General features: G+C 56.4%; 22 protein-coding genes. 19 read left to right on the forward strand and 3 right to left on the reverse strand.

What is annotated here, in order from left to right:
* Positions 1-24: 24 nt before the first annotated feature.
* Both CBW65_RS07635 and CBW65_RS07640 read right to left on the reverse strand, forming a co-directional pair.
* Positions 25-1,047: an anti sigma factor C-terminal domain-containing protein gene (locus CBW65_RS07635; RefSeq protein ID WP_087456352.1), complete on the reverse strand. Its 1,023-nt coding sequence runs from the start codon at positions 1,045-1,047 to the stop codon at positions 25-27.
* The gene (locus tag CBW65_RS07640; RefSeq protein ID WP_087456353.1) at positions 1,034-1,537 is read right to left on the reverse strand and encodes an RNA polymerase sigma factor; all 504 of its coding nucleotides are present in this window, start codon (positions 1,535-1,537) and stop codon (positions 1,034-1,036) included. The genes CBW65_RS07635 and CBW65_RS07640 overlap by 14 nt, the downstream gene beginning before the upstream one ends.
* Positions 1,538-1,674: 137 nt before the next feature.
* Here CBW65_RS07640 and CBW65_RS07645 point away from each other — a divergent pair, with 137 nt between their 5' ends.
* Together CBW65_RS07645 and CBW65_RS07650 are read left to right on the forward strand one after the other, a co-directional pair.
* On the forward strand, positions 1,675-2,610 hold the full coding sequence (locus tag CBW65_RS07645; RefSeq protein ID WP_087456354.1) for a DMT family transporter: 936 nt from the start codon (positions 1,675-1,677) through the stop codon (positions 2,608-2,610).
* Positions 2,611-2,778: 168 nt separating this feature from the next.
* The gene (locus CBW65_RS07650) at positions 2,779-3,711 is read left to right on the forward strand and encodes a DHH family phosphoesterase (protein ID WP_087456355.1); all 933 of its coding nucleotides are present in this window, start codon (positions 2,779-2,781) and stop codon (positions 3,709-3,711) included.
* A gap of 53 nt (positions 3,712-3,764) precedes the next feature.
* On the opposite strand, the gene CBW65_RS07655 is transcribed toward CBW65_RS07650, so the two are convergent.
* Positions 3,765-4,556 carry a glycosyltransferase family 2 protein gene (locus CBW65_RS07655; protein WP_157721833.1) on the reverse strand — a complete coding sequence of 264 codons (792 nt, stop codon included), beginning with the start codon at positions 4,554-4,556 and terminating at the stop codon, positions 3,765-3,767.
* Between the two features lie 102 nt (positions 4,557-4,658).
* On the opposite strand from CBW65_RS07655, the gene yabG reads away from it, so the two are divergent.
* The 17 genes from yabG (at position 4,659) to CBW65_RS07740 (ending at position 19,293) form a co-directional block, all read left to right on the forward strand.
* Positions 4,659-5,519, forward strand: coding sequence for a sporulation peptidase YabG (yabG, locus tag CBW65_RS07660; protein WP_087456357.1), 861 nt, complete (start codon positions 4,659-4,661; stop codon positions 5,517-5,519).
* A gap of 191 nt (positions 5,520-5,710) precedes the next feature.
* Positions 5,711-5,998: a biofilm formation stimulator Veg gene (gene veg, locus CBW65_RS07665; protein ID WP_087456358.1), complete on the forward strand. Its 288-nt coding sequence runs from the start codon at positions 5,711-5,713 to the stop codon at positions 5,996-5,998.
* Positions 5,999-6,110: 112 nt separating this feature from the next.
* Complete coding sequence (locus CBW65_RS07670; RefSeq protein ID WP_087456359.1) at positions 6,111-6,293, forward strand: small, acid-soluble spore protein, alpha/beta type; 183 nt, start codon at positions 6,111-6,113, stop codon at positions 6,291-6,293.
* A 166-nt stretch (positions 6,294-6,459) separates the two neighbouring features.
* A complete protein-coding gene (locus tag CBW65_RS07675; protein WP_087456360.1) occupies positions 6,460-7,308 on the forward strand; it encodes a cyanophycinase in 849 nt (282 codons plus the stop codon).
* Entirely contained in the window at positions 7,305-9,956 is a 2,652-nt protein-coding gene (cphA, locus tag CBW65_RS07680; protein ID WP_087456361.1) for a cyanophycin synthetase, read from the forward strand. The genes CBW65_RS07675 and cphA overlap by 4 nt, the downstream gene beginning before the upstream one ends.
* A 122-nt stretch (positions 9,957-10,078) precedes the next feature.
* Positions 10,079-10,927: a 4-(cytidine 5'-diphospho)-2-C-methyl-D-erythritol kinase gene (gene ispE, locus CBW65_RS07685; protein WP_087456362.1), complete on the forward strand. Its 849-nt coding sequence runs from the start codon at positions 10,079-10,081 to the stop codon at positions 10,925-10,927.
* Positions 10,928-10,951: 24 nt separating this feature from the next.
* Positions 10,952-11,668, forward strand: coding sequence for an NTP transferase domain-containing protein (locus CBW65_RS07690; RefSeq protein WP_087456363.1), 717 nt, complete (start codon positions 10,952-10,954; stop codon positions 11,666-11,668).
* Positions 11,669-11,708: 40 nt separating this feature from the next.
* Complete coding sequence (purR, locus tag CBW65_RS07695; protein ID WP_087456364.1) at positions 11,709-12,536, forward strand: pur operon repressor; 828 nt, start codon at positions 11,709-11,711, stop codon at positions 12,534-12,536.
* 1 nt (position 12,537) lies between these two features.
* Complete coding sequence (locus tag CBW65_RS07700) at positions 12,538-12,918, forward strand: RidA family protein (protein WP_087456365.1); 381 nt, start codon at positions 12,538-12,540, stop codon at positions 12,916-12,918.
* A gap of 216 nt (positions 12,919-13,134) precedes the next feature.
* Positions 13,135-13,419 carry a septation regulator SpoVG gene (gene spoVG, locus CBW65_RS07705; RefSeq protein WP_087456366.1) on the forward strand — a complete coding sequence of 95 codons (285 nt, stop codon included), beginning with the start codon at positions 13,135-13,137 and terminating at the stop codon, positions 13,417-13,419.
* 199 nt (positions 13,420-13,618) lie between these two features.
* Positions 13,619-15,004 (forward strand): bifunctional UDP-N-acetylglucosamine diphosphorylase/glucosamine-1-phosphate N-acetyltransferase GlmU, encoded by a 1,386-nt coding sequence (glmU, locus tag CBW65_RS07710; RefSeq protein ID WP_087456367.1) that lies wholly within the window; start codon positions 13,619-13,621, stop codon positions 15,002-15,004.
* Between the two features lie 14 nt (positions 15,005-15,018).
* Positions 15,019-15,972 carry a ribose-phosphate diphosphokinase gene (locus CBW65_RS07715; RefSeq protein ID WP_087456368.1) on the forward strand — a complete coding sequence of 318 codons (954 nt, stop codon included), beginning with the start codon at positions 15,019-15,021 and terminating at the stop codon, positions 15,970-15,972.
* 215 nt (positions 15,973-16,187) lie between these two features.
* A complete protein-coding gene (locus tag CBW65_RS07720) occupies positions 16,188-16,817 on the forward strand; it encodes a hypothetical protein (protein ID WP_157721834.1) in 630 nt (209 codons plus the stop codon).
* A 102-nt stretch (positions 16,818-16,919) separates the two neighbouring features.
* A complete protein-coding gene (locus tag CBW65_RS07725) occupies positions 16,920-17,540 on the forward strand; it encodes a hypothetical protein (RefSeq protein WP_087456370.1) in 621 nt (206 codons plus the stop codon).
* 112 nt (positions 17,541-17,652) lie between these two features.
* A complete protein-coding gene (locus CBW65_RS07730) occupies positions 17,653-18,303 on the forward strand; it encodes a 50S ribosomal protein L25 (protein WP_232463465.1) in 651 nt (216 codons plus the stop codon).
* Between the two features lie 81 nt (positions 18,304-18,384).
* On the forward strand, positions 18,385-18,948 hold the full coding sequence (pth, locus tag CBW65_RS07735; protein ID WP_087456371.1) for an aminoacyl-tRNA hydrolase: 564 nt from the start codon (positions 18,385-18,387) through the stop codon (positions 18,946-18,948).
* A gap of 111 nt (positions 18,949-19,059) precedes the next feature.
* Positions 19,060-19,293 (forward strand): anti-sigma-F factor Fin, encoded by a 234-nt coding sequence (locus CBW65_RS07740; RefSeq protein ID WP_087456372.1) that lies wholly within the window; start codon positions 19,060-19,062, stop codon positions 19,291-19,293.
* Positions 19,294-19,337 lie beyond the last annotated feature (44 nt).

Raw genomic sequence — 19,337 nt, forward strand, 5'->3', positions numbered from 1 at the left:
GACCCGTTGGGGTCGCCTTTTTGATTACGGAAGATCCACCGTGACGCCAAGCACGGATGCTTTCAGGTAGGGGGCGCCTTCGAGCTTTTGCAGGTCTTGAGCGGTGCCGGTGACAACAACGCCGAGGATTTTCACGTCGGCAGTGGTCGGTTTTGTTTTGTCGCCGCGGAGGTAGTTGTAGATGCGCTCGAATTCATCGTGGTGCATGTGGTTGATCGAAAGGCCGAGGTCTAAGGCTTGAAGAAAATTCGCTTCCGTTTCGCCGGAACGGGCGTCGAAACCGTAGACGGAACGGGCATGTTCGGGGGAATCGGTGCGAACCGTCTGCGGGACTTTGAAGACGGTGCCGTCCGGGCGTTTGACGTCGACTTCGATCTCGTGCGGGAGGAGGGTTGCTTTGTTGTAGTAGGCATCAACCCAGTACCACTGCGGGTGTACGCCTGCAGGCAGCATGGCTTCAATCTCGGCCACGGTGTACGGCTTGTCGAAGGACAATGACAGCTCAGCAGCCTGGCCATCCATTTTGGCGAGCAGGGGCAGGTCGTTTTGATACTCCTTGTAGGTCAGGAACGGCAGGAAAAACTCCAGTTCGCGCTGGAACGTCTGCGGGTTGTAGTTGGCGTTGATCTCCGACGTGCCTTCTTCCAGCGTGATCGACAGTCCCCGATTGAGCTGCTGGAACGAACCCCACAACGAATACTCATACATCTGCGTTTCCCAGCGCACCGGGATGCCTTCGATGACTTTGTACGTCTGGATGGAGAGCCCGTTATGTAAAAGCCCGGCAGCGAACGGAGCGGGAGTTTGCAGCATGTGCTCCACGTTGGGCTGGGTGATCTTCGTGATCGTTTCCAGATCAAAAAAGGTGCGGTCGCGATTGTAGGAGTCGATCCGGATATAGCCAAAGAAGCCGCCAACCACCATGACCAAAGTGACGCTCGCCGAAATCAGCGCCGTCCGCAGCGTGTTTTTCCGCTTGGCTTTTTTCAGCAGGCCGGACATGGTTTTGTCGTCGAGATCGAAAGAAAACTCTTCATGTTCGTTCATGGTTCAACCTCCCGTAAGCTTCTCGGAAGCGATTTCTCGCCCGGAACATTGAGACTTTGACATTGTCCTCCTTGAGGCCAAGCACTGCGGCGATCTCGCGGTAGGACAGGCCGTATTCATATTTGAGCAGGAGCATATGGCTGTAGGCCGGGTGCATGCCGTCTAGGACACTGTGGATCTCATCTTGCAGTTCGCGGGTCAGCACGGTATCGTCGAGCGTCTTTTGCGAGATCAGCGTCACCGACTCCAGAGGCAGTTCACTGCGCCGCTTTTTCTTGCGCAGGTGGTCGATGTGGGTGTTGTAGGCCACGCGAAACAGCCACGGCGTGAACTTGTCGACGGCGATGGTGTCGAGCACCTGCAGGAATTTGACCAGCGTTTCCTGCACGATATCCTCGGCGTCCGCCCGGCTCAGTCCCAGCTTCATCAGATAGCGGAAGATCATCTTGCTCTTGTCTTTGAGCAGCTGATCGAGATTGTCATCGTCCAAACTCTTCCTCCTTTCCGGCCGCCTTTTCTATGTAGAACACGTTCGGGAATCCAAAAGGTATACACACCATGATATAATACATTCACAACTATTACGGAATACGAAACAATCAGGCAACTGGATAGGAGTCGAGAAACATGGGAGAGCAAGAAAAAGGCAGCTCGCGCAGCATTTATTTTCTGTTGCTGCTGGTGCCGCTGTTTTGGGGCGGGGCGTTTGGATCGGGGAAGCATGTGCTGACGGAGATTCCGCCATTTTTGACGGCGACGCTGCGCTTTGGGCTGGCCGGGCTGATATTGGCGGTTTGGCTGACGTATAAAAAGGGCTGGGATTTTGCGATGCTCAAGGAACGCTGGAAAGGGCTCCTGCTCTTGTCGGCGACCGGGATCTTGGGCTATAACGCGTTCTTCTTTCTCGGCTTGCAGTTCACCTCGGCTGCCAACGGTTCGCTGGTCGTGGCGATGAACCCGGTGTCGACGACGCTGGCGGCGGTGATTTTTCTTGGCGAGGCATGGAGCAAACGGCTTGGTCTCGGGATGAGCCTGTCCCTGATCGGTCTGTTGGTCGTCATCACCGGCGGGTCGTGGGAGACGGTCCGCACCATGTCGTTTAACACAGGCGACATTTTGCTGCTCGGGGCGGTGGCGAGCTGGTCGATCTACTCGGCGGCGGGCAAAGTGGTCATGAAAGGCATGTCCTCGCTGTTTGTGACCACGGTGACGATGCTGGTCGGCACGGTTGGGCTGTTCATCGGATCGCTGTTTGAAGGCGGCTGGGGGCAGGTGACCGGGCTGTCTCTGCAGTCGGTGGCAGAACTGGTGTATATGGCGGTGTTTGCGTCGGTTATCGCCTTTGTGATCTGGAACATCGGCATCCAGCGCATCGGAGCGTCAAAAACGAGCGCGTACGTCAACCTGGTGCCGATCTGCGCGACGACGATCGCTGTGCTGCTCTACGGAGAGCATGTGACATGGGCGCATGCGATCGGCGTGGTGCTGACCGTATCGGGCGTTTTGATCACCACCTCCTCGCCCGCACCGCGAAAACTTGCGTCTGTGCGTGAAAATGTGTAAATTGTGGCGGGAGTTGGATATGATAAGCCATGAACCGTTTCCTTCGCAGACTCATATCCTATATAATAATGTTGCAATCTGTAGACGAGCGTGATTGACGACGGTTTACGAGAGATTTGAACAAGGGAGCCCGGATGGGTTTCGTATATAGGATGGTGCAACTGTTTCATGAAGTTTTCGGAGACGATCGCCAATATGAAAGGCAGGCAGAATCTCGTGCTCTGCCATGACCAGGCCGACAGCGACGCCGTCGGGGCGGCCTATGCCTTGTCGCGCTTCATCGGCGCCGAGATCGGCGTGCCGCAAGCGGTGGCGACGCATACGCACAAATTGCTTGAGGAGTTGCAGATCAACATCCTCATCGGCCCGGACCCGGGCACATATGAGAATGTCGTGGTCGTCGATGCGGCGGCGCCGGTGCAGCTGGGGAAGTCGCTGCCGGAGCGTTACTGGTTCATCGACCACCACCCGATCAACACGCTGCAGGACAATGCGCAGGGCGGGCTGTATGACCCGGTCTCTTCGACGTGCCAGCTCGTGTTCCGCCTGCTCAAAGAGCTGAACGCGCCGTTCGACCGCGCGATCGGCATGGCGCTGGCGGCGGGGATCATGACCGACACGATCAACTTCCACAAAGGCGACCCGGAAGCATTCCGCGCGTTTGGCGAGATCCTGGAGCTGTGCGGGCTGACTTACGAAGATGTGCAGCGCCTGTACATCGTCGACGAGCGCAAAGACCGCGGCGCGATCTGCCAGGCGGCATTAGACGCGGAAAAATACACCTTTGGCGGCTACCATGTCCTCGTGACGGAGATCGACTCCAACATCCCGACCTTCGCGGCGCGTGCCTTGTTTGACTTGGGCGCAGACGTGTCGGTGGTTGGGTTTGCGAAAGGCGAAGAGGTGGAGATCCGCATGTACATCCGCCAAGAGCTCGCCGAGAAGCACCACCTCGACGCCGCCGAGCTCTTCCGCACCATGCCCGGCATGGGCCAAGGCACCGCCTGGGGCTACGCGCTGTTCGGCGGGTATCGGGCGAAGGGTGAATTGGGTGTGCTGTTGACGAACATCGTGAAGCGTTTTGAAGATTTGCTCGGATAAATCGGAGAAAAAGAGACCCTCGCAGTGAGGGTCTCTTTTTGCATGTCCGGATTCTATTTGGCAAGCCCTATCAAAAACTTATCCAACAAATCAAACCGCCGCTCCGAGTGATACCCGTCAAACATCTGCCCACGGAACTCCCGAGTCCTTTCACGTCCTTCCAGCAAACAATGCGCCTCTAACAGATCCCCGATGATCGTTTCGCGGATCAGGTCGTAGTGGGCCGGGCCTTTATGCGCGGAACCGAGCCGGGAGTGGGGGATGTGGGCGAGTGTGTCCACCTTCAGGCGCTCCTGCTTGGCGTAGGCGAGCACCAAGGGCGGGATGGCGAGGTAGTGGGCCGGGATGTCGCGCAGGAGGCGGCGGGAGACGACGTGAGGGCCGTGTGAGGGGCTGCTGAGGCCGATGCGGGGCTCGAGGCCCAGTTTGCGGTTGAGCGAGCTTCTCAGGCGCAGGAGCGGGTTTCTGGCCACGTCCAGGCGGTGTGCGGTGCCATAGGTGTCGGTCAGGCTCAGATCGAGTCCAAACCGCACTGTATCCTCCAAGAGCTTCTTCAGCTCATGGCGGTGGTGTCCGATCAGGTCGCCGTCATAAAACAGCACGTGCTCCGCCCCTTGGCGGTAGGCATACGCCGCTCCCACCGCACGCGGAACGTCAAAGCCGAGCGGCTCGCGAAACGAGATCACCGTCATCCTGTCATCCCGCAGCGCGCGCACCTCCTGCAGCGTGCTGTCCTCACTGCCGTTGACGACAACGATGATCTGCTCCGCCCCGGCGAAGCGGACATTTTGAATCGCCACCCCGATGCGTTTGCTCACATTGCGGGCCGGTATCACGGCATACACAAGCACTCACCTCCCCGTTTCCGTCATGATATGCAGAAAAACCCCCGGCAAGTGACCAAACCATGGGGCTCTTCATAAAATACTGCGAAAGGAGGAGCTGCCATGTGGAAAGTTGGCGACCTCGTCGCGCGGAAGTCCTATGGAAAAGACATCTGCTTTCACATCGTTGAGCTGGACAAAAACGGCCAGTCGGCCGTGCTCAAAGGCATCGAAGTGCGCCTGCTTGCGGATGCTCCCTGCAGCGACCTGGAGAAGCTCAGCGACAAAGAGCTGCAGGACTACATCGCCGGCTACACCCGCGAAGAGGATGACGTGCTGCGCCTGATCCGCTCCCGCCGCGTGATCGAGGAAGAAAAGCGGTTGATGCGCTCTGACATAAAGTTTCGCGACAACCATGATTTTTTTGAGAAGCCGGGACGGGTTCTACACCTGGACGGAGACGGTTCCTACCTGGAAAAATGCCTGATGTTCTACGAGGAACTCCGCATCCCGGCGATCGGTCATCACGTGCCGGAAGCGCGCATGTCGGAAGTTCTGCCGCACTTTCTCGAACAATACCACCCGGACATCCTGGTCCTGACCGGCCATGACGGCCTGCTGCGCAAAGGTCAGGATTTGTCGAATGTCTTCAACTACCGCAACACGGAAAATTTCATCAAAGCGGTCAAAGCCGCCCGCAAATACGAACGCTCCTTCGACGACCTGATCATCTTCGCCGGGGCTTGCCAGTCGCACTACGAATCGCTGCTTGACGCCGGTGCAAATTTTGCCTCCTCGCCGCACCGTATTTTGATCCACGCCCTCGATCCGGTGTTCATCGCCGAAAAAATCGCCTACACGCCGATCAACCAAACGATCAATATTTTCGACGTCGTAAAATCGACAATCACAGGCACCGACGGGCTCGGAGGCGTGGAATCACGGGGAAAATACCGCATCGGACTGCCCCGCTCTCCGTATTAAAATGAAATGAGGCGAAACTTAGAGCATAAAGGAGAAGAACGAACTTTCTGATAACTCATTGGAAATAAATGATTAGAATTCCTACGTAAAGCCCATTGACAGTTTTTTTGGCTCGCTGATATAATTATTAACTTTCTTTGACAAAGTTCGGCAAACATGCTACACTGTTACTTGGAAAGAGGTGGTGTGTGTTGTCAGCGAAAAACGCACTAAACGAGATTAAGCGCAGCCTTGACCGTCATGTTGGTGAGAAGATTTTGCTGCGCGCCAATGGCGGACGCCGCAAAACCATCGAACGTACCGGCGTTCTCGAAGAGACATACCCTTCTGTATTTGTTATCAAGTTAGATCAGGAGAACTCCTTTAAGCGAGTCTCGTACAGCTACGCGGACATCCTGACCGAAACGGTTGAACTGATGGTCTGCAACGATGATGGTCATGTACGCCTGACCTATTCGCAAGGGATCTTAGAAGCATAAAATGATGGGGAGATTCTTCCCCGCCCAAGCCTTTCACATTCGGTGAAAGGCTTTTTTCTTTTTGGGCAAGCTACCAGGGAACGTCAACACAGCCAAGGGAGGGGATTGGAACATGGGACGCAGACGCGGCGTGATGAGTGAATCGCTGAAGTACGAGCTGGCCAAAGAGCTTGGTTTTTACGACACGGTTCAAAAAGAAGGATGGGGCGGCATCAAAGCCAAAGATGCAGGGAACATGGTCAAGCGCGCGCTGCAACTGGCAGAAGAAGCGATGGCGCAGCGCAACAATCACTAGCCTTAGGATGACGATGGCGTTCCGGGACCAGGGCCTTTTTTGCCCTGGTCTTGCCATGTACTTTTCGTGACGGGATGAATAAGCGTTCCGCTTCTCTGGGCAGACTGTCATCCTGAAGCAGTATTTCCAAGTACCAGCAAACAGGGACGTAAGGAGGCAAAACTTCGTGAGCAAACGACCCGGCAAGTTGGTCATCATCGGCGGCGCAGAGGATAAAAAAGGCGATATGGAAATCCTCCGCGAAGTCGTGCGGCTCGCAGGCGGGAAGCATGCGCGCATCGTCGTGATGACGGTCGCCACCGAATTGCCGATCGAAGTCGGCGCCGACTACATCGAGATCTTTGACAAGATCGGCGTCGCCGATGTGCGAATGTTTGACGTGTCCACCCGCGAGGCTGCCAATGCAAATTCGGCGATCAAAGCGGTGGAAGACGCCACTTGTGTCTTTTTTACCGGTGGTGATCAGGTGCGTGTGACGAAACTGCTTGGCGGTACGCGGATGGACGCTGCTTTGCATAAGCGGTATGAAGAAGGAATGGTGCTGGCCGGCACAAGCGCCGGCGCGTCGATGATGTCGAACACGATGATCGTGTCGGGCGTCGGCGAAACCAATCCGAAGATCGGGATCGTGGAAATGGCGCCCGGCATGGAATTTGTGCCCGGCGTGGTGATTGATCAGCATTTCGCCCAGCGTGGACGGTACGGCCGGTTGTTCTCCGCTGTGGCGCAGTATCCGCACCACTTAGGCCTTGGCATCGACGAAAACACGGCGATCGTGGTCGACGGCCAGGAGTTTGAAGTGATCGGGGAAGGCGCTGTCAGCGTGATCGACGCGGGAAGGCTCTCGTATACGAACTTGGAACAGGTGCGAACCGGCGATGACCTGGCGCTTTGCGGCGTCACGGTGCACATTTTGCCAAAAGGTCACCGCTTTCATTTGCGCGACCGCGCACCGCTACTACAACAGGACAAAGCCAACACGTCCGAACCAACACGAGGAGTGGACAACGAATGAAAATCGAGGATATTCGGTTCATCCCTGGACCGAATCTCTATTTGCATCGTCCCGTCATGGTGATGCGCTTACATCTGGAAGAGAACGCCGGGAAGGAATCGTATGAGTTTCCCGGTTTTGTCGACCGCCTGCTGAACCTCTTGCCCGGCCTGCACCAGCATCATTGCGCCAAAGGCGAACCGGGCGGCTTCGTAGAGCGTCTGCACGGAGGTACATATATCGGCCATGTGATCGAACACACGGCCATCGAACTATCGCAGCAAATCGGCATTGGCGTCAATCGCGGACAGACCCTGTACGCAGACGAAGGCGTCTATGACGTCATCGTCGAGTGCCAGAACGAGGCAGGGATGGAAAGCCTGCTCCGCACCGCCTATGAGCTGGTGCAATCTCTGATCGACGACGTGCCGTTCCCGCTGGAAGAGCGGCTCACAGCGGCGAAAAAGCTGGTCGACCGCACCGCGCTTGGCCCGAGCACCCGCGCGATCGTCGAAGCGGCAGAAGAGCGCGGCATCCCGTACTATCGCTTAAACGACAGAAGCCTCGTGCAGCTTGGCACCGGGCGTTATTTGAAGCGGATTCAGGCGACGATCACCGAAAACACGTCCTGCACGGGCGTCGACATCGCGTCTGACAAAGAGATGACCAAGCAGTTGCTCGACATGGCGGCGATCCCCGTGCCGCACGGGGGCGTAGCGTATACGGAAGAAGAGGCGCTGGAGCTGTGGCGCTATTTGGGCGGCGCGCTCGTCGTCAAGCCGCTCGACGGCAACCAAGGCAAAGGCGTTTCGATCAACCTGGTCAGCGAGGCGGAAGTGAAAAAAGCGTTCGCCATCGCGCAGGAATATTCGGACGGCGTGATTCTTGAAGATTACATCGACGGCCGCCACTACCGCATTCTTGTCGTCGGCGGGCAAGTTGTCGCCGCCTCGGAGCGCGTTCCAGCGCATGTGGTCGGGGATGGCAAGAGCACGATTTTGCAGCTGGTCGAAAAAATCAATCAAGATCCCCGCCGCGGCGACGGACATGCCAAGGCGCTGAGCAAAATCAAAGTCGACGATGTGGTGAAAGCGCAGCTGAAGCGCGACGGACGCGCGATCGACGACGTGCCGCATGCGGGCGAGATGGTGCTCCTGCGGGATAGTGCCAATCTCTCCACCGGCGGCACGGCAGCCGATGTGACCGGGCAGTTGCACCCGACGATCGCCGATGTAGCGGTGCGCACCGCAAGGATCGTCGGGCTTGATGTCTGCGGGATTGATTTTGTCTGCCCGGATATCGCACAGCCGTTTGACGAGCGGCGTTCGGCTGTGATCGAAGTCAACGCGGCGCCGGGCATCCGCATGCACCAGTCGCCGACTTCCGGCCAGCCGCGCAACGTCGGAGAAGCGATCGTCGACATGCTCTATCCGCCTGGTGCCAAAACGCGGATTCCGGTGATCTCGATCACCGGCACGAACGGCAAAACAACGACGACGCGGATGATCGGGCATGCGATGCTGACGACTGGCAAGACGGTCGGCATGACCTCGACCGACGGCATCTACATCGACGGAAAATGCGTAGCCAAAGGCGACACGACAGGCCCGCGTTCGGCTCGTGCCATCCTCTGCGATCCGGGCGTGGATGTGGCGGTGCTGGAGACGGCACGGGGCGGGATCGTGCGCGCCGGGCTGGGTTTTGACTACGCGGACATCGGCATCATCACCAACATCCAGCCCGACCACCTCGGGCAGGACGGGATCGACACGGTGGAAGACCTGATCTCCGTGAAAACGCTGATCGCCGAGCGCGTGCGTCCGGGCGGCACGGTGATCTTGAACGCCGACGACCCGCATTTGAACCGGCTGCCGAAAACGATGAAAGAGCGGCACAGCAAAGGGCGCACATTTATCTTCTTCACGCTCGACGACACGTCCCGCGTGCTGCGCCGCCATCTGTCGGAAGGCGGCACGGGCTATTTTTACCGTGACGGGATGATTTACGAAGCGACAGGCGACACGGCACGGCAAGTGATGCGCGCCGACGCGATCCCCGTGACGATGCTCGGAGCGGCGCACTTTCATGTCGCCAACGCGATGGCGGCGATCGCAGCTTGCCGCGCCTACGGGATGTCTTGTGAAAAAATCGCCTCGGCGCTCTCCGGCTTTCGCAGCGACGTGCACAATCCGGGGCGCGTCAACCTCTACCAGGTCGGGCGCGGCTACGTGCTGGTCGACTACGGGCACAACCCGCATTCCTTCCAGGCGATCTGCGAGATGGCCGGACGCCTGCCGAACCGCCGGGTGACCGGAGTGGTCGGCGTGCCAGGCGACCGCAACAACGACATCGTCTCGCAATCGGGGCGGGTCGCGGCGACCGGGTTCCACCGCCTGTTCGTCAAAGAAGACCTCGACCTGCGCGGGCGGGCGCGGGGCGAGATCGCAGGCCTGCTCAAGCGGGCGATCGAAACGGAAACACCCGACAAAGAGTGCCGGGTCATTCACAATGAATGCGACGCGCTGGAAGCGGCCTTGCAGGAGCTGGAAGACGGAGAACTGATCGTCGTCTTCTACGAAAAGCTCTCGCCGATCCTCGACGTGCTGAAACGTCACGAAGCGGTCAGCGTCTCGCACATGGCGCTGCCCAAAACACACGCAAAAGTGTAAAAAACAGGGAAAAAGCGTAATTTCTACGCTTTTTCTCCGTGTTTGGCAGGAAAATGACCTATCACATGGAAAGACTAAGCCAAAAGCAACCCACGATTCGTTATGAAGGTAGGTCATCTCTCATGTGGACTGAAAAAGCGCAAGCCAAAATCAATCTGACCCTCGATGTGCTCCATAAGCGTCCGGACGGCTATCACGAAGTCGAGATGGTGATGCAGACGGTGGATCTGTCTGACCATCTGACCTTCACGCCGGTCGAGCAAGGGGAGATTGTTTTGTCTTGCACGGTGCCCTACATCCCGCTGGACAGCCGCAACCTGGTCTATCAGGCGGCGAAGCTGGTCAAGGACACGTTTGGCATCAAGAGCGGCATCCGCATTCATATCGACAAGCGGATTCCCGTCGCTGCCGGCCTTGCAGGCGGCTCCAGCGACGCCGCAGCGACGCTGCGCGGCCTGAACCAGGTGTGGGGACTCGGACAAAGTTTGGACCAGCTCGCCGAGCTCGGGGCGAAGATCGGATCAGACGTGCCGTTTTGCATTTACGGCGGCACGGCGATCGCCCGCGGGCGCGGCGAGGTGATCACGCATCTGCCCAAGGTGGCGCCGACCTGGGTCGTGCTGGTCAAGCCGCCGATCGCCGTTTCGACGGCCGACGTGTACGGACGGCTTGATGTGGCGGAGATTGAGAAGCACCCGAACACCGGCGCGATGGTCGAGGCGTTGACCACAGGCGATGTGCGCCTGATCTCGTCGCACCTCGGCAACGTGCTGGAAAAAGTGACATTTTCGATGTACCCGGAAGTGGAACGGCTGAAGAGCCAGCTCCTGAAGTTCGGAGCGGTCGGCGCTCTGATGTCGGGCAGCGGTCCGACCGTGTTTGCGCTCGCCGACAAAGAGCACCGGGCGACCCGCATCTACAACGCATTGCGCGGGTTCTCCCGCGAAGTGTACCTCTGCCGCTTCTACTAGGGTTCACCCAGGAGGCAGAACAACATGGACGTGTTGGTGCTGGCGGGCGGTCAGAGTCCTGACCTGCCCGTTTTGCAAAAAGCGGACCTGCTCATCGGCGGCATTTCGATGGCCGAGCATGTCGCGGCGGCGTTTCGGCAGGTGCCTGCTGTAGGCACCGTCCGCATCGAACGGGGAGCGCATGACTCGCTGGTCGCCAACCTGCTCGACGCGGTGGAGCGGCTGCAGCGTGACGGGAGCAGCGAATACCTGCTCATCGCTTCCTGCGACATTCCGTTTCTGACGGCGGAGGCGGTGACCGACTTTTTGGCGGCCTGTCCGCCAGGGTTTGATTTTTATTATCCGGTCGTGCGCAAAGAGATCTGTGAACAAAAGTTTCCCGGCGTCAAGCGCACCTGCGTGAAGCTCAAGGACGGCACCTTCACCGGCGGCAACCTGTTCCTTGTGCGGGCCGCCGTGCTGCCGCCGCTGCGGGAGCGGCTGAGCCGGATTTTTCAGCATCGCAAGCGGCCGCTCTTGCTGGCGCGGGAGTTTGGGCTTGGCGTGGCCCTGTCCTTTCTCTGCTCGGCGCTGCTCGGGACGTTGACGATCGGGCGGCTGGAACGGGAGGCGGAGCGGATCTCCGGGATCAAGGCCAAAGCGGTGATCTCGGAGCATGCGGAGATCGGCACCGACATCGACAAACTTTCCGATTTGGCACTCTTGGAACGGGTTGTCATAAACACGAAAGAAGTGATATGATTTAAGTATCAATGTTCGTGTTTCGGAAGGGGACAGGTGGGTGAGTAAAATGCGACGCAGTGAGCGTATCGTGCGACTGACACAAATACTGTTGGAACAGCCGCACCGCGTGCTGTCGCTTACGGAGATGGCTGACAAGCTCTCCTCGGCAAAATCATCGTTGAGCGAAGACTTGGCGATCATCCGCGAAGTGATGGAGTCCGAAGGGCTCGGCACGCTGGAGACGCAGGCAGGCGCTGCGGGCGGCGTGCGTTATGTGCCGGGGTTTCGCGAAGACCTCGGTCTGGAGTATGTGCGCAAGGTCGGCGCATTGCTTGGCACCGGGGAGCGGATTTTGCCGGGCGGCTTTTTGTACATGTCGGACGTGCTCGGCGACCCGATGCTGCTCGACACGGCGGGCAAGATGTTTGCCGCCCGCTTTAAGGACGCCGGGGCCGACTATGTGGTCACCGTCGAGACCAAAGGCATACCGCTTGCGGTCGCCACGGCGCGCTATCTCGGCGTGCCGATGGTCGTCGTGCGCCGTGACCACAAGGTGACGGAAGGCTCGTCGGTGTCGATCAACTACGTGTCCGGCTCGCGGCGGATTCAGACGATGTCTCTGTCGCGGCGCTCGTTGCCGGAGAAGTCCAAGGTGCTCGTTGTCGACGACTTCATGAAGGCGGGCGGCACCGTCAAGGCTCTGGTCGACCTGATGAAAGAGTTTCAGGTCGAAGTGGTTGGCACCGGCATCTTCATGTCGACCGAAGAGCCGCAGGACAAGATGATCTCCGGCTACGTTTCCTTGGCCACCCTGCGCGAATTTGATGAGCAGGCGAGCCAGGTGGAGATCGTCCCCGGCACTTATTTTAGTCAGGAGGAATTGTAAAATGGAAAAGAACATCATCTCGACAGAAAACGCTCCGGCGGCGATTGGCCCGTACTCCCAAGCGGTGAAGGTAGGCAACATGCTCTTCACGTCCGGCCAGATCCCGCTCACTCCGGCAGGCGACCTCGTCACCGGCCCGATCAAGGAGCAGACGCACCAAGTGTTTCAAAACCTCAAAGGCGTGCTGGAAGCTGCCGGCGCATCGTTTACCGACGTTGTGAAAGCAACCGTTTTCATCGCCGACATGAACCAGTTTGGCGAAATCAACGAAGTGTACGCTGAGTATTTTGGCGACCATCGTCCGGCTCGTTCCACCGTACAAGTGGCGCGCCTGCCGAAAGACGTTGGCGTGGAAATCGAACTGATCGCGTTTGTTAAGTAGTAAATGAAATCAAAACGCCCTCTCGAAGGGCGTTTTTTATTTTGTGTGAAGTATTTATATCAACCTCTAAGTATAATCATAAGAGCCAGACTAAACTTATATGTAGTGGTTTTAAGAAATTTTGATCTGTAAGAAGGAATTAAGCGATGAAAGGTCGTATTATAAGATTAAGTTAGGCAACACGTAAAAACACAAACGTTTAAAGAGGTGACAGATGTGCAAATCACTGATGTTCGTCTTCGCAAAATGAACACAGAGGGCCGCATGAAGGCCATTGCATCCATTACGATCGACAACGAATTTGTTATTCATGACATCCGCATCATTGACGGTAACAACGGCATGTTTGTCGCAATGCCGAGCAAGCGCACTCCGGACGGGGAATTCCGCGATATCGCGCATCCGATTTCGTCCGAGACCCGTCAAAAGATTCAAGACGCGATTTTGAATGAATACTACCGCGTAGAAGAAGAGAGCGCAGAAGAAGCAACGATCGCCTAATGGCTGATCGACTCCGTACATAACAGACCTCGTAAAGCCCCCGCTTACGAGGTCTGTTTTTTTATCGGATATTTTATTTCGATCCTGTGAAGTTGGTTGAAATGGGGAATCTTATAAGATATAGTTTGTGTTGGACAATCCCTGTAAACTTGAGTTTACAGTTGATAGATATGAAGTTCCCGGACGAGGAGGATGGCAGATGGCAGGTACATACGCGGTAGTCTTGGCTGCGGGCATGGGCACCCGCATGAAATCGAAAAAGCACAAAGTCTTGCACGAAATCTGCGGCAAGCCGATGATTCAGCACATGCTGGATACGCTTACGGCGACCGGTTTCGACCGCAAAGTGATCATCGTGGGCGCTTCCAAAGAGCAAGTGATGGAAACGCTGGGCGAGCAGGAGTACGCGGTGCAGGCCGAACAGCTCGGAACGGCGCATGCGGTGATGATGGCGCAGGACAAGCTGGGCCATGAAGAAGGGCTGACGCTGGTCTGTGCAGGCGACACCCCGATCATCCGCCAAGAGACGCTGGAACGCATGCTGGACGCGCATAAAGCGAGCGGGGCGGCGGTGACGGTGCTGACCGCGGTGGTCGAGAATCCGTTTGGCCTCGGGCGCATCATCCGCGACGCTGAAGGCAACGTGCTGCGCATCGTCGAGGAGAAAGATGCGAGCGAGGAAGAGCGCAAGGTGCGCGAGATCAACTCCTCCGTCTTCCTGTACGACAACAAACTCCTGTTCCACGCGCTGGGACAAATTGATAACAACAATGCGCAAGGGGAATACTACCTCCCGGACTGCCTGGAAGTGCTGCGCCGGGAAGGTCACAAGGTCAACGCATTCGTGACCGACGACCCGCGCGAGATTCAAGGCATCAACGATCGCGCACAGCTGGCGATCGCTAACGAAATCATCCGCGAGCGCATCGCGCTTACTCATATGAAAAACGGCGTCACCTTCATCGATCCGAAAAACACGTACATCGATGCAGGCGTGGAGATCGGCGCAGATACCGTGATCTGGCCGGGCACCGTGCTGCAAGGCGCTACGGTGATCGGCGCGGAATGCACGATCGGCCCGAACTCGCACTTCGTCAATGTCACCATCCACGACGGCGTCACCGTCAAGCACTCGGTGCTGACCGACGCGGTGGTGGAAAACGACGCGACCGTCGGACCGTTTGCGTACCTGCGTCCGAAGGCGCACATCGGTGTGGGCGCGAAGATCGGCGATTTTGTCGAGATCAAAAACGCGAAGATCGGCGCAGGCAGCAAAGTGTCGCATCTTTCCTACATCGGGGATGCCGAGGTCGGATCGGGTGTCAACGTCGGCTGCGGCACGATTACCGTCAACTATGACGGCGTGAACAAGCACAAGACGATCATCGGCGACAACACGTTTGTCGGCTGCAACTCCAACCTCGTCGCGCCGGTGACGCTTGGCCAAAACGTCTACGTCGCAGCCGGCTCCACCGTGAACAAGGACGTCCCGGACGGGGCGCTGGCGATCGCGCGGGAACGCCAAGTGAACAAAGAAGGCTATACGGAAAAATTAGCAGCGCGCCTGAAACAGCAAAAAAGGTAGGGGGCAAGTGGACCATGACGCCATATAAGGACAAGAAGCTGAAGATCTTTGCAGGGAATGCCAATCCGGAGCTGGCTCGAGAGATCGCCGATCAAGTCGGCGTGCCGCTCGGTTCTTCCACCGTCATCCGCTTTAGCGACGGCGAGATTCGCACCAAGATCGATGAAAGCGTGCGCGGCTGCGACGTGTTTGTCGTCCAGCCGACATCGGCGCCGGCCAATGAGCACATCATGGAACTCTTGATCATGGTCGATGCGCTGAAGCGCGCCTCGGCGAAGAGCATCAACGTGGTCGTGCCGTACTACGGCTATGCGCGTCAAGACCGCAAGTCCCGCGCCCGCGAGCCGATCACCGCGAAGCTGACCGCCAACCTGATCCAGACGGCAGGCGCACACCGCATGATCACGATGGACCTGCATGCCGGCCAGATCCAAGGGTTCTTCGACATCCCGGTCGATCACCTGCTGGCGGAGAAGCTTTTGGCTGACTATTTCGCGCAAAAAGACCTGCAAGATGTCGTCATCGTCTCCCCAGACATGGGCGGCGTCACCCGTGCCCGCGGCATGGCGGAGCGCCTCGGCGCCGGCATCGCGATCATCGACAAGCGCCGTCCGGAGCCGAACGTCTCGGAAGTCATGAACATCATCGGCAACATCGAAGGCAAGACGGCGATCATGATCGACGACATGATCGACACGGCAGGCACGATCACCCACGGCGCTGCGGCGCTGATCGAGCGCGGCTGCCGCGAAGTCTACGCTTGCTGCGTGCATCCGGTGCTGTCCGGTCCTGCGATCACCCGCCTTCAACAGTCGGTGATCAAAGAAGTGGTCGTCTGCAACACCATCGCCCTCGACGAAGAGAAGCTGGACGGCTCCACCAAGATCACCCAGCTGTCGGTGGCGTCCCTGATCGGCAATGCGATTATGAAAATCCATGAAGAAGAGTCCGTATCGACTTTGTTTTAATAAAATCGAATTATTTACCTAAGAAAAACCCTCCTATGAGGGTTTTTTTATTTCCCCATATTATTTAAAAGTATACTAATAAAGGTATTGCCAAAATAGGAAATATATACTAATATAGTCTTATTGCTGAAAGAGGAAAACTATACTTTTCTAATTTCTAATTTAACTTATTCAGGTATACTGTTTGATATATACAAACTTGGGAGGGAACGAATTTGAGCGTGAAACGATCACTGATTGTATGTTGTGTAGTGGTTGCTGCTTTTTTTGTCGGTATGTTCAGCAATTCGGTGTTCATGAAAGAAGAGGCGACATCAAATGCACAGGAGAACCGCAAGGTCGGCGACACGGGGAAAGCCAGCGGTCAGTATGAAAACCTGATCAAAGAAATCGGGCAGAATTTCAAAGTGGATGGTTACCAAGAACTCATCAAAGATGCAGATTCGATCGTTCTGGTACCGGATAGTGTTGCCGGACCGCAATATGGCGACGGCGGTCTGTATCCCCGACAAAAAAACCTGATTTACAAAAATAAATCGAACGGCGCTGTGATTTTGTTAAGCATTAGCAAAACGGACAACTCTGTTCAAGGAAAACAGTGGTCACACAGCATTGGCTACAATGCCAAGCTTTACAATTCTCCGGAAGGCGACTACAAAGATGCCTATGATGAAATCTTCCCGAGCACTGATGTCTATTTGTATAGTTTTGAAGGTGCAGGTTACAGCATCAGTTTGACTTCACTGGCGCAACCGATGATGGCCGAAGAGGGGATTCTCGCATTGAATCAACTCGCACAATTTACAGACAAACTTAACGCATTTCTGAAAGAGAAGCATTTCTAAGTTGCTATAGAGGTGCACATACGGGGCGGGCAGACAAAATTAATGCACTTTTATATAAATAAAAAGGCCGCCAACTAGGTGCCAGAGAAGAGGAGAAATAAAATGAAAAAGCAAGCAGTAGCACTCTTGATGTCGGCAGCACTCGTTTCCACTTTTGCAACCAATGCGGCGTTTGCAAAAGCACCGGATCGCCAAGTAGGTTCCTACTCCCAGACGACACCGACGATCCAGCCGGAAGATTCCTTTACCGTATATGAGGCGAACGGCTTTATTTCCAACACCGCATACGGTGTAGCATCGTATGTCGATACCAAGTACCACTTGAATCATCGCGCAGATATCACCGTTCCGTCCGGCGTTACTGCGACCTATGAGTTCAGCCAAACGATTCAACAAACTTCGACCCGCCAACATACTTGGAGCGGCGGCATCTCTGGCTCCATGACTATTGCTCAAATTGCGAACGTTGATGCATTTGTAAGCTACAACTATGTATCTTCTACAACTATGACGTATTCGAAAGGTTACAAGTCGAATCTGAACGTTTCTTCCCCGGGCACCTACACTGCTTACTGGTACAACGAAGCGCAAGTGTATAACATCTACGGCAAATGGTGGGGTTATACCTATGACGCACCGTCCACTCGCAAGCAACTCACTCGTTACCTGAGCGATGTGAAAGAGCCGAAGCAATGGGAAAACATCGAAGTTATCAAAAAGTAAGGCTTGATACCCCTGATCATTCCGGTCGGGGGTTTTCTATGTTCTAGAGTGTACTTTCAGCGTATTATGGGCATCCTAATCCAGTAATAGTGAAACGGGAGGTTGGATACGAATGGCGATGAACCGTTTGAACCTGGAAGCACATCCGAGAACGAGCTTGACCAAAGGCGAGCGCAACAGCATTCGCCGCCGCGGCGACGTGCCGGGCATTGTGTATGGCAAAGAGATGGCACCGCAGGCGATTTACATAACGAAAGAATCGTTCAAGCAGCTGCGCGGCCACGGCCGGATGCTGGTCGAGCTGAACCTCGACGGCGGCCGCATCTCCGCGATGGTGCATGAAGTGACCCGCGACATCATGAACAAGCAGCCGCTGCACATCGACTTGCACGCGGTCAATCTGGCCGAGCCGATGCACGTAGAGATCCCGATCTTCCTCGACGGCCTGGAGACGGTCGAGAAGAAAAAGAACGGTGTGATCCAGCAGCAGACCCGCGACGTGCTGGTCAAATGCCTGCCGACCGATGTGCCGGAGTTTATCCTGCACAACATCTCGGCGCTCGACATCGGCCAAAACGTCACTTGCGGCGATCTGGCCCTGCCGGCGGGCGTGACCCTGCTCTCCCCGGCCGACGAAGTGGTCTGCTCGGTCATCGCGGCGAAAAACGCGCCGGCCGATACGGAGATCGAACCGAAAGAGCCGGAACTGGTGCATGACACCGAAGGCAAAGGCAAAGACGCGGCCGACAAAGTGGCCCGTTAAGCCCGTTTTCCAAAAGCCGCCCTTGATTGGGCGGCTTTTTGCGGTAAAATAAGGACAGTTGAGTACTGGGAGGACACCCGCGTGAAACTTTTTATCGGACTGGGCAACCCGGGGCCGAACTATGAGCTGACCCGGCACAACATCGGGTTTTTGGCGATCGACCGTCTGGAAGATGAGCTGGGAATCCCGGTGAACAAAAGCAAATTCAAAGCGCTGTACGGCGAAGGCACTTACAAAGGCGAAAAAGTCGTGCTCTTGAAGCCGATGACTTATATGAACCTCTCCGGCGACGCGCTGTCCCAGGCGATGGCCTGGTACAAGCCGGATCTGGAAGACATCTTTATCATCTATGACGACATGGACACGCCGCTCGGGCGGATGCGTCTGCGCACCAAAGGCAGCGCGGGCGGGCACAACGGCATCAAGTCGATCATCCAGCACCTCGGCACGCAGGAGTTCAACCGCATCCGCTTGGGCGTCGGCCGTCCGCATCCGGGCACCGATGTGATCAAGCACGTGCTGACCAACTTCCGCAAAGAAGAGATGGAAGATGTCGAAAAAGTGGTCTTAAACATGAAGAGCGTCATAGATTGTATCCTAGACGAAGGCTTCATGAAGGCGATGAACAAGTTCAACACCAAGTAAGTGATGGCAGTGCGGTAAAAAGTGGGTATGTGCGTCACCGCACGTGTGCATACTAGGACGGTAGGCAATGAACCGTTCAGTACCAGTATGCGCACAGGGGGTCGAACTCACATGAAGATCATTTACTACTGCCGCCACTGTCAGAATCGGCTCGGCGAAGTGGACGGGAACCACACGAATGAAGCCAGACTGGGCTTTGGTTCCTTGACGCCGGATGAAGCCGCCGATATAATTACTTATAATTCAATTGAGAACTCAACTTATGTTAAAACAGTGTGCGAATACTGTCAGGAAGCCCTGGAGGCACATCCGGAACTAAACCTGCTGTCCAATCCGCTGCAATAGTTTTCCAAGCTTCGGGATGCACAATGCCTTGGCGAGTGGCTAAG

The sequence above is a fragment of the Tumebacillus avium genome (assembly GCF_002162355.1).
GTDB lineage: Bacteria > Bacillota > Bacilli > Tumebacillales > Tumebacillaceae > Tumebacillus_A > Tumebacillus_A avium.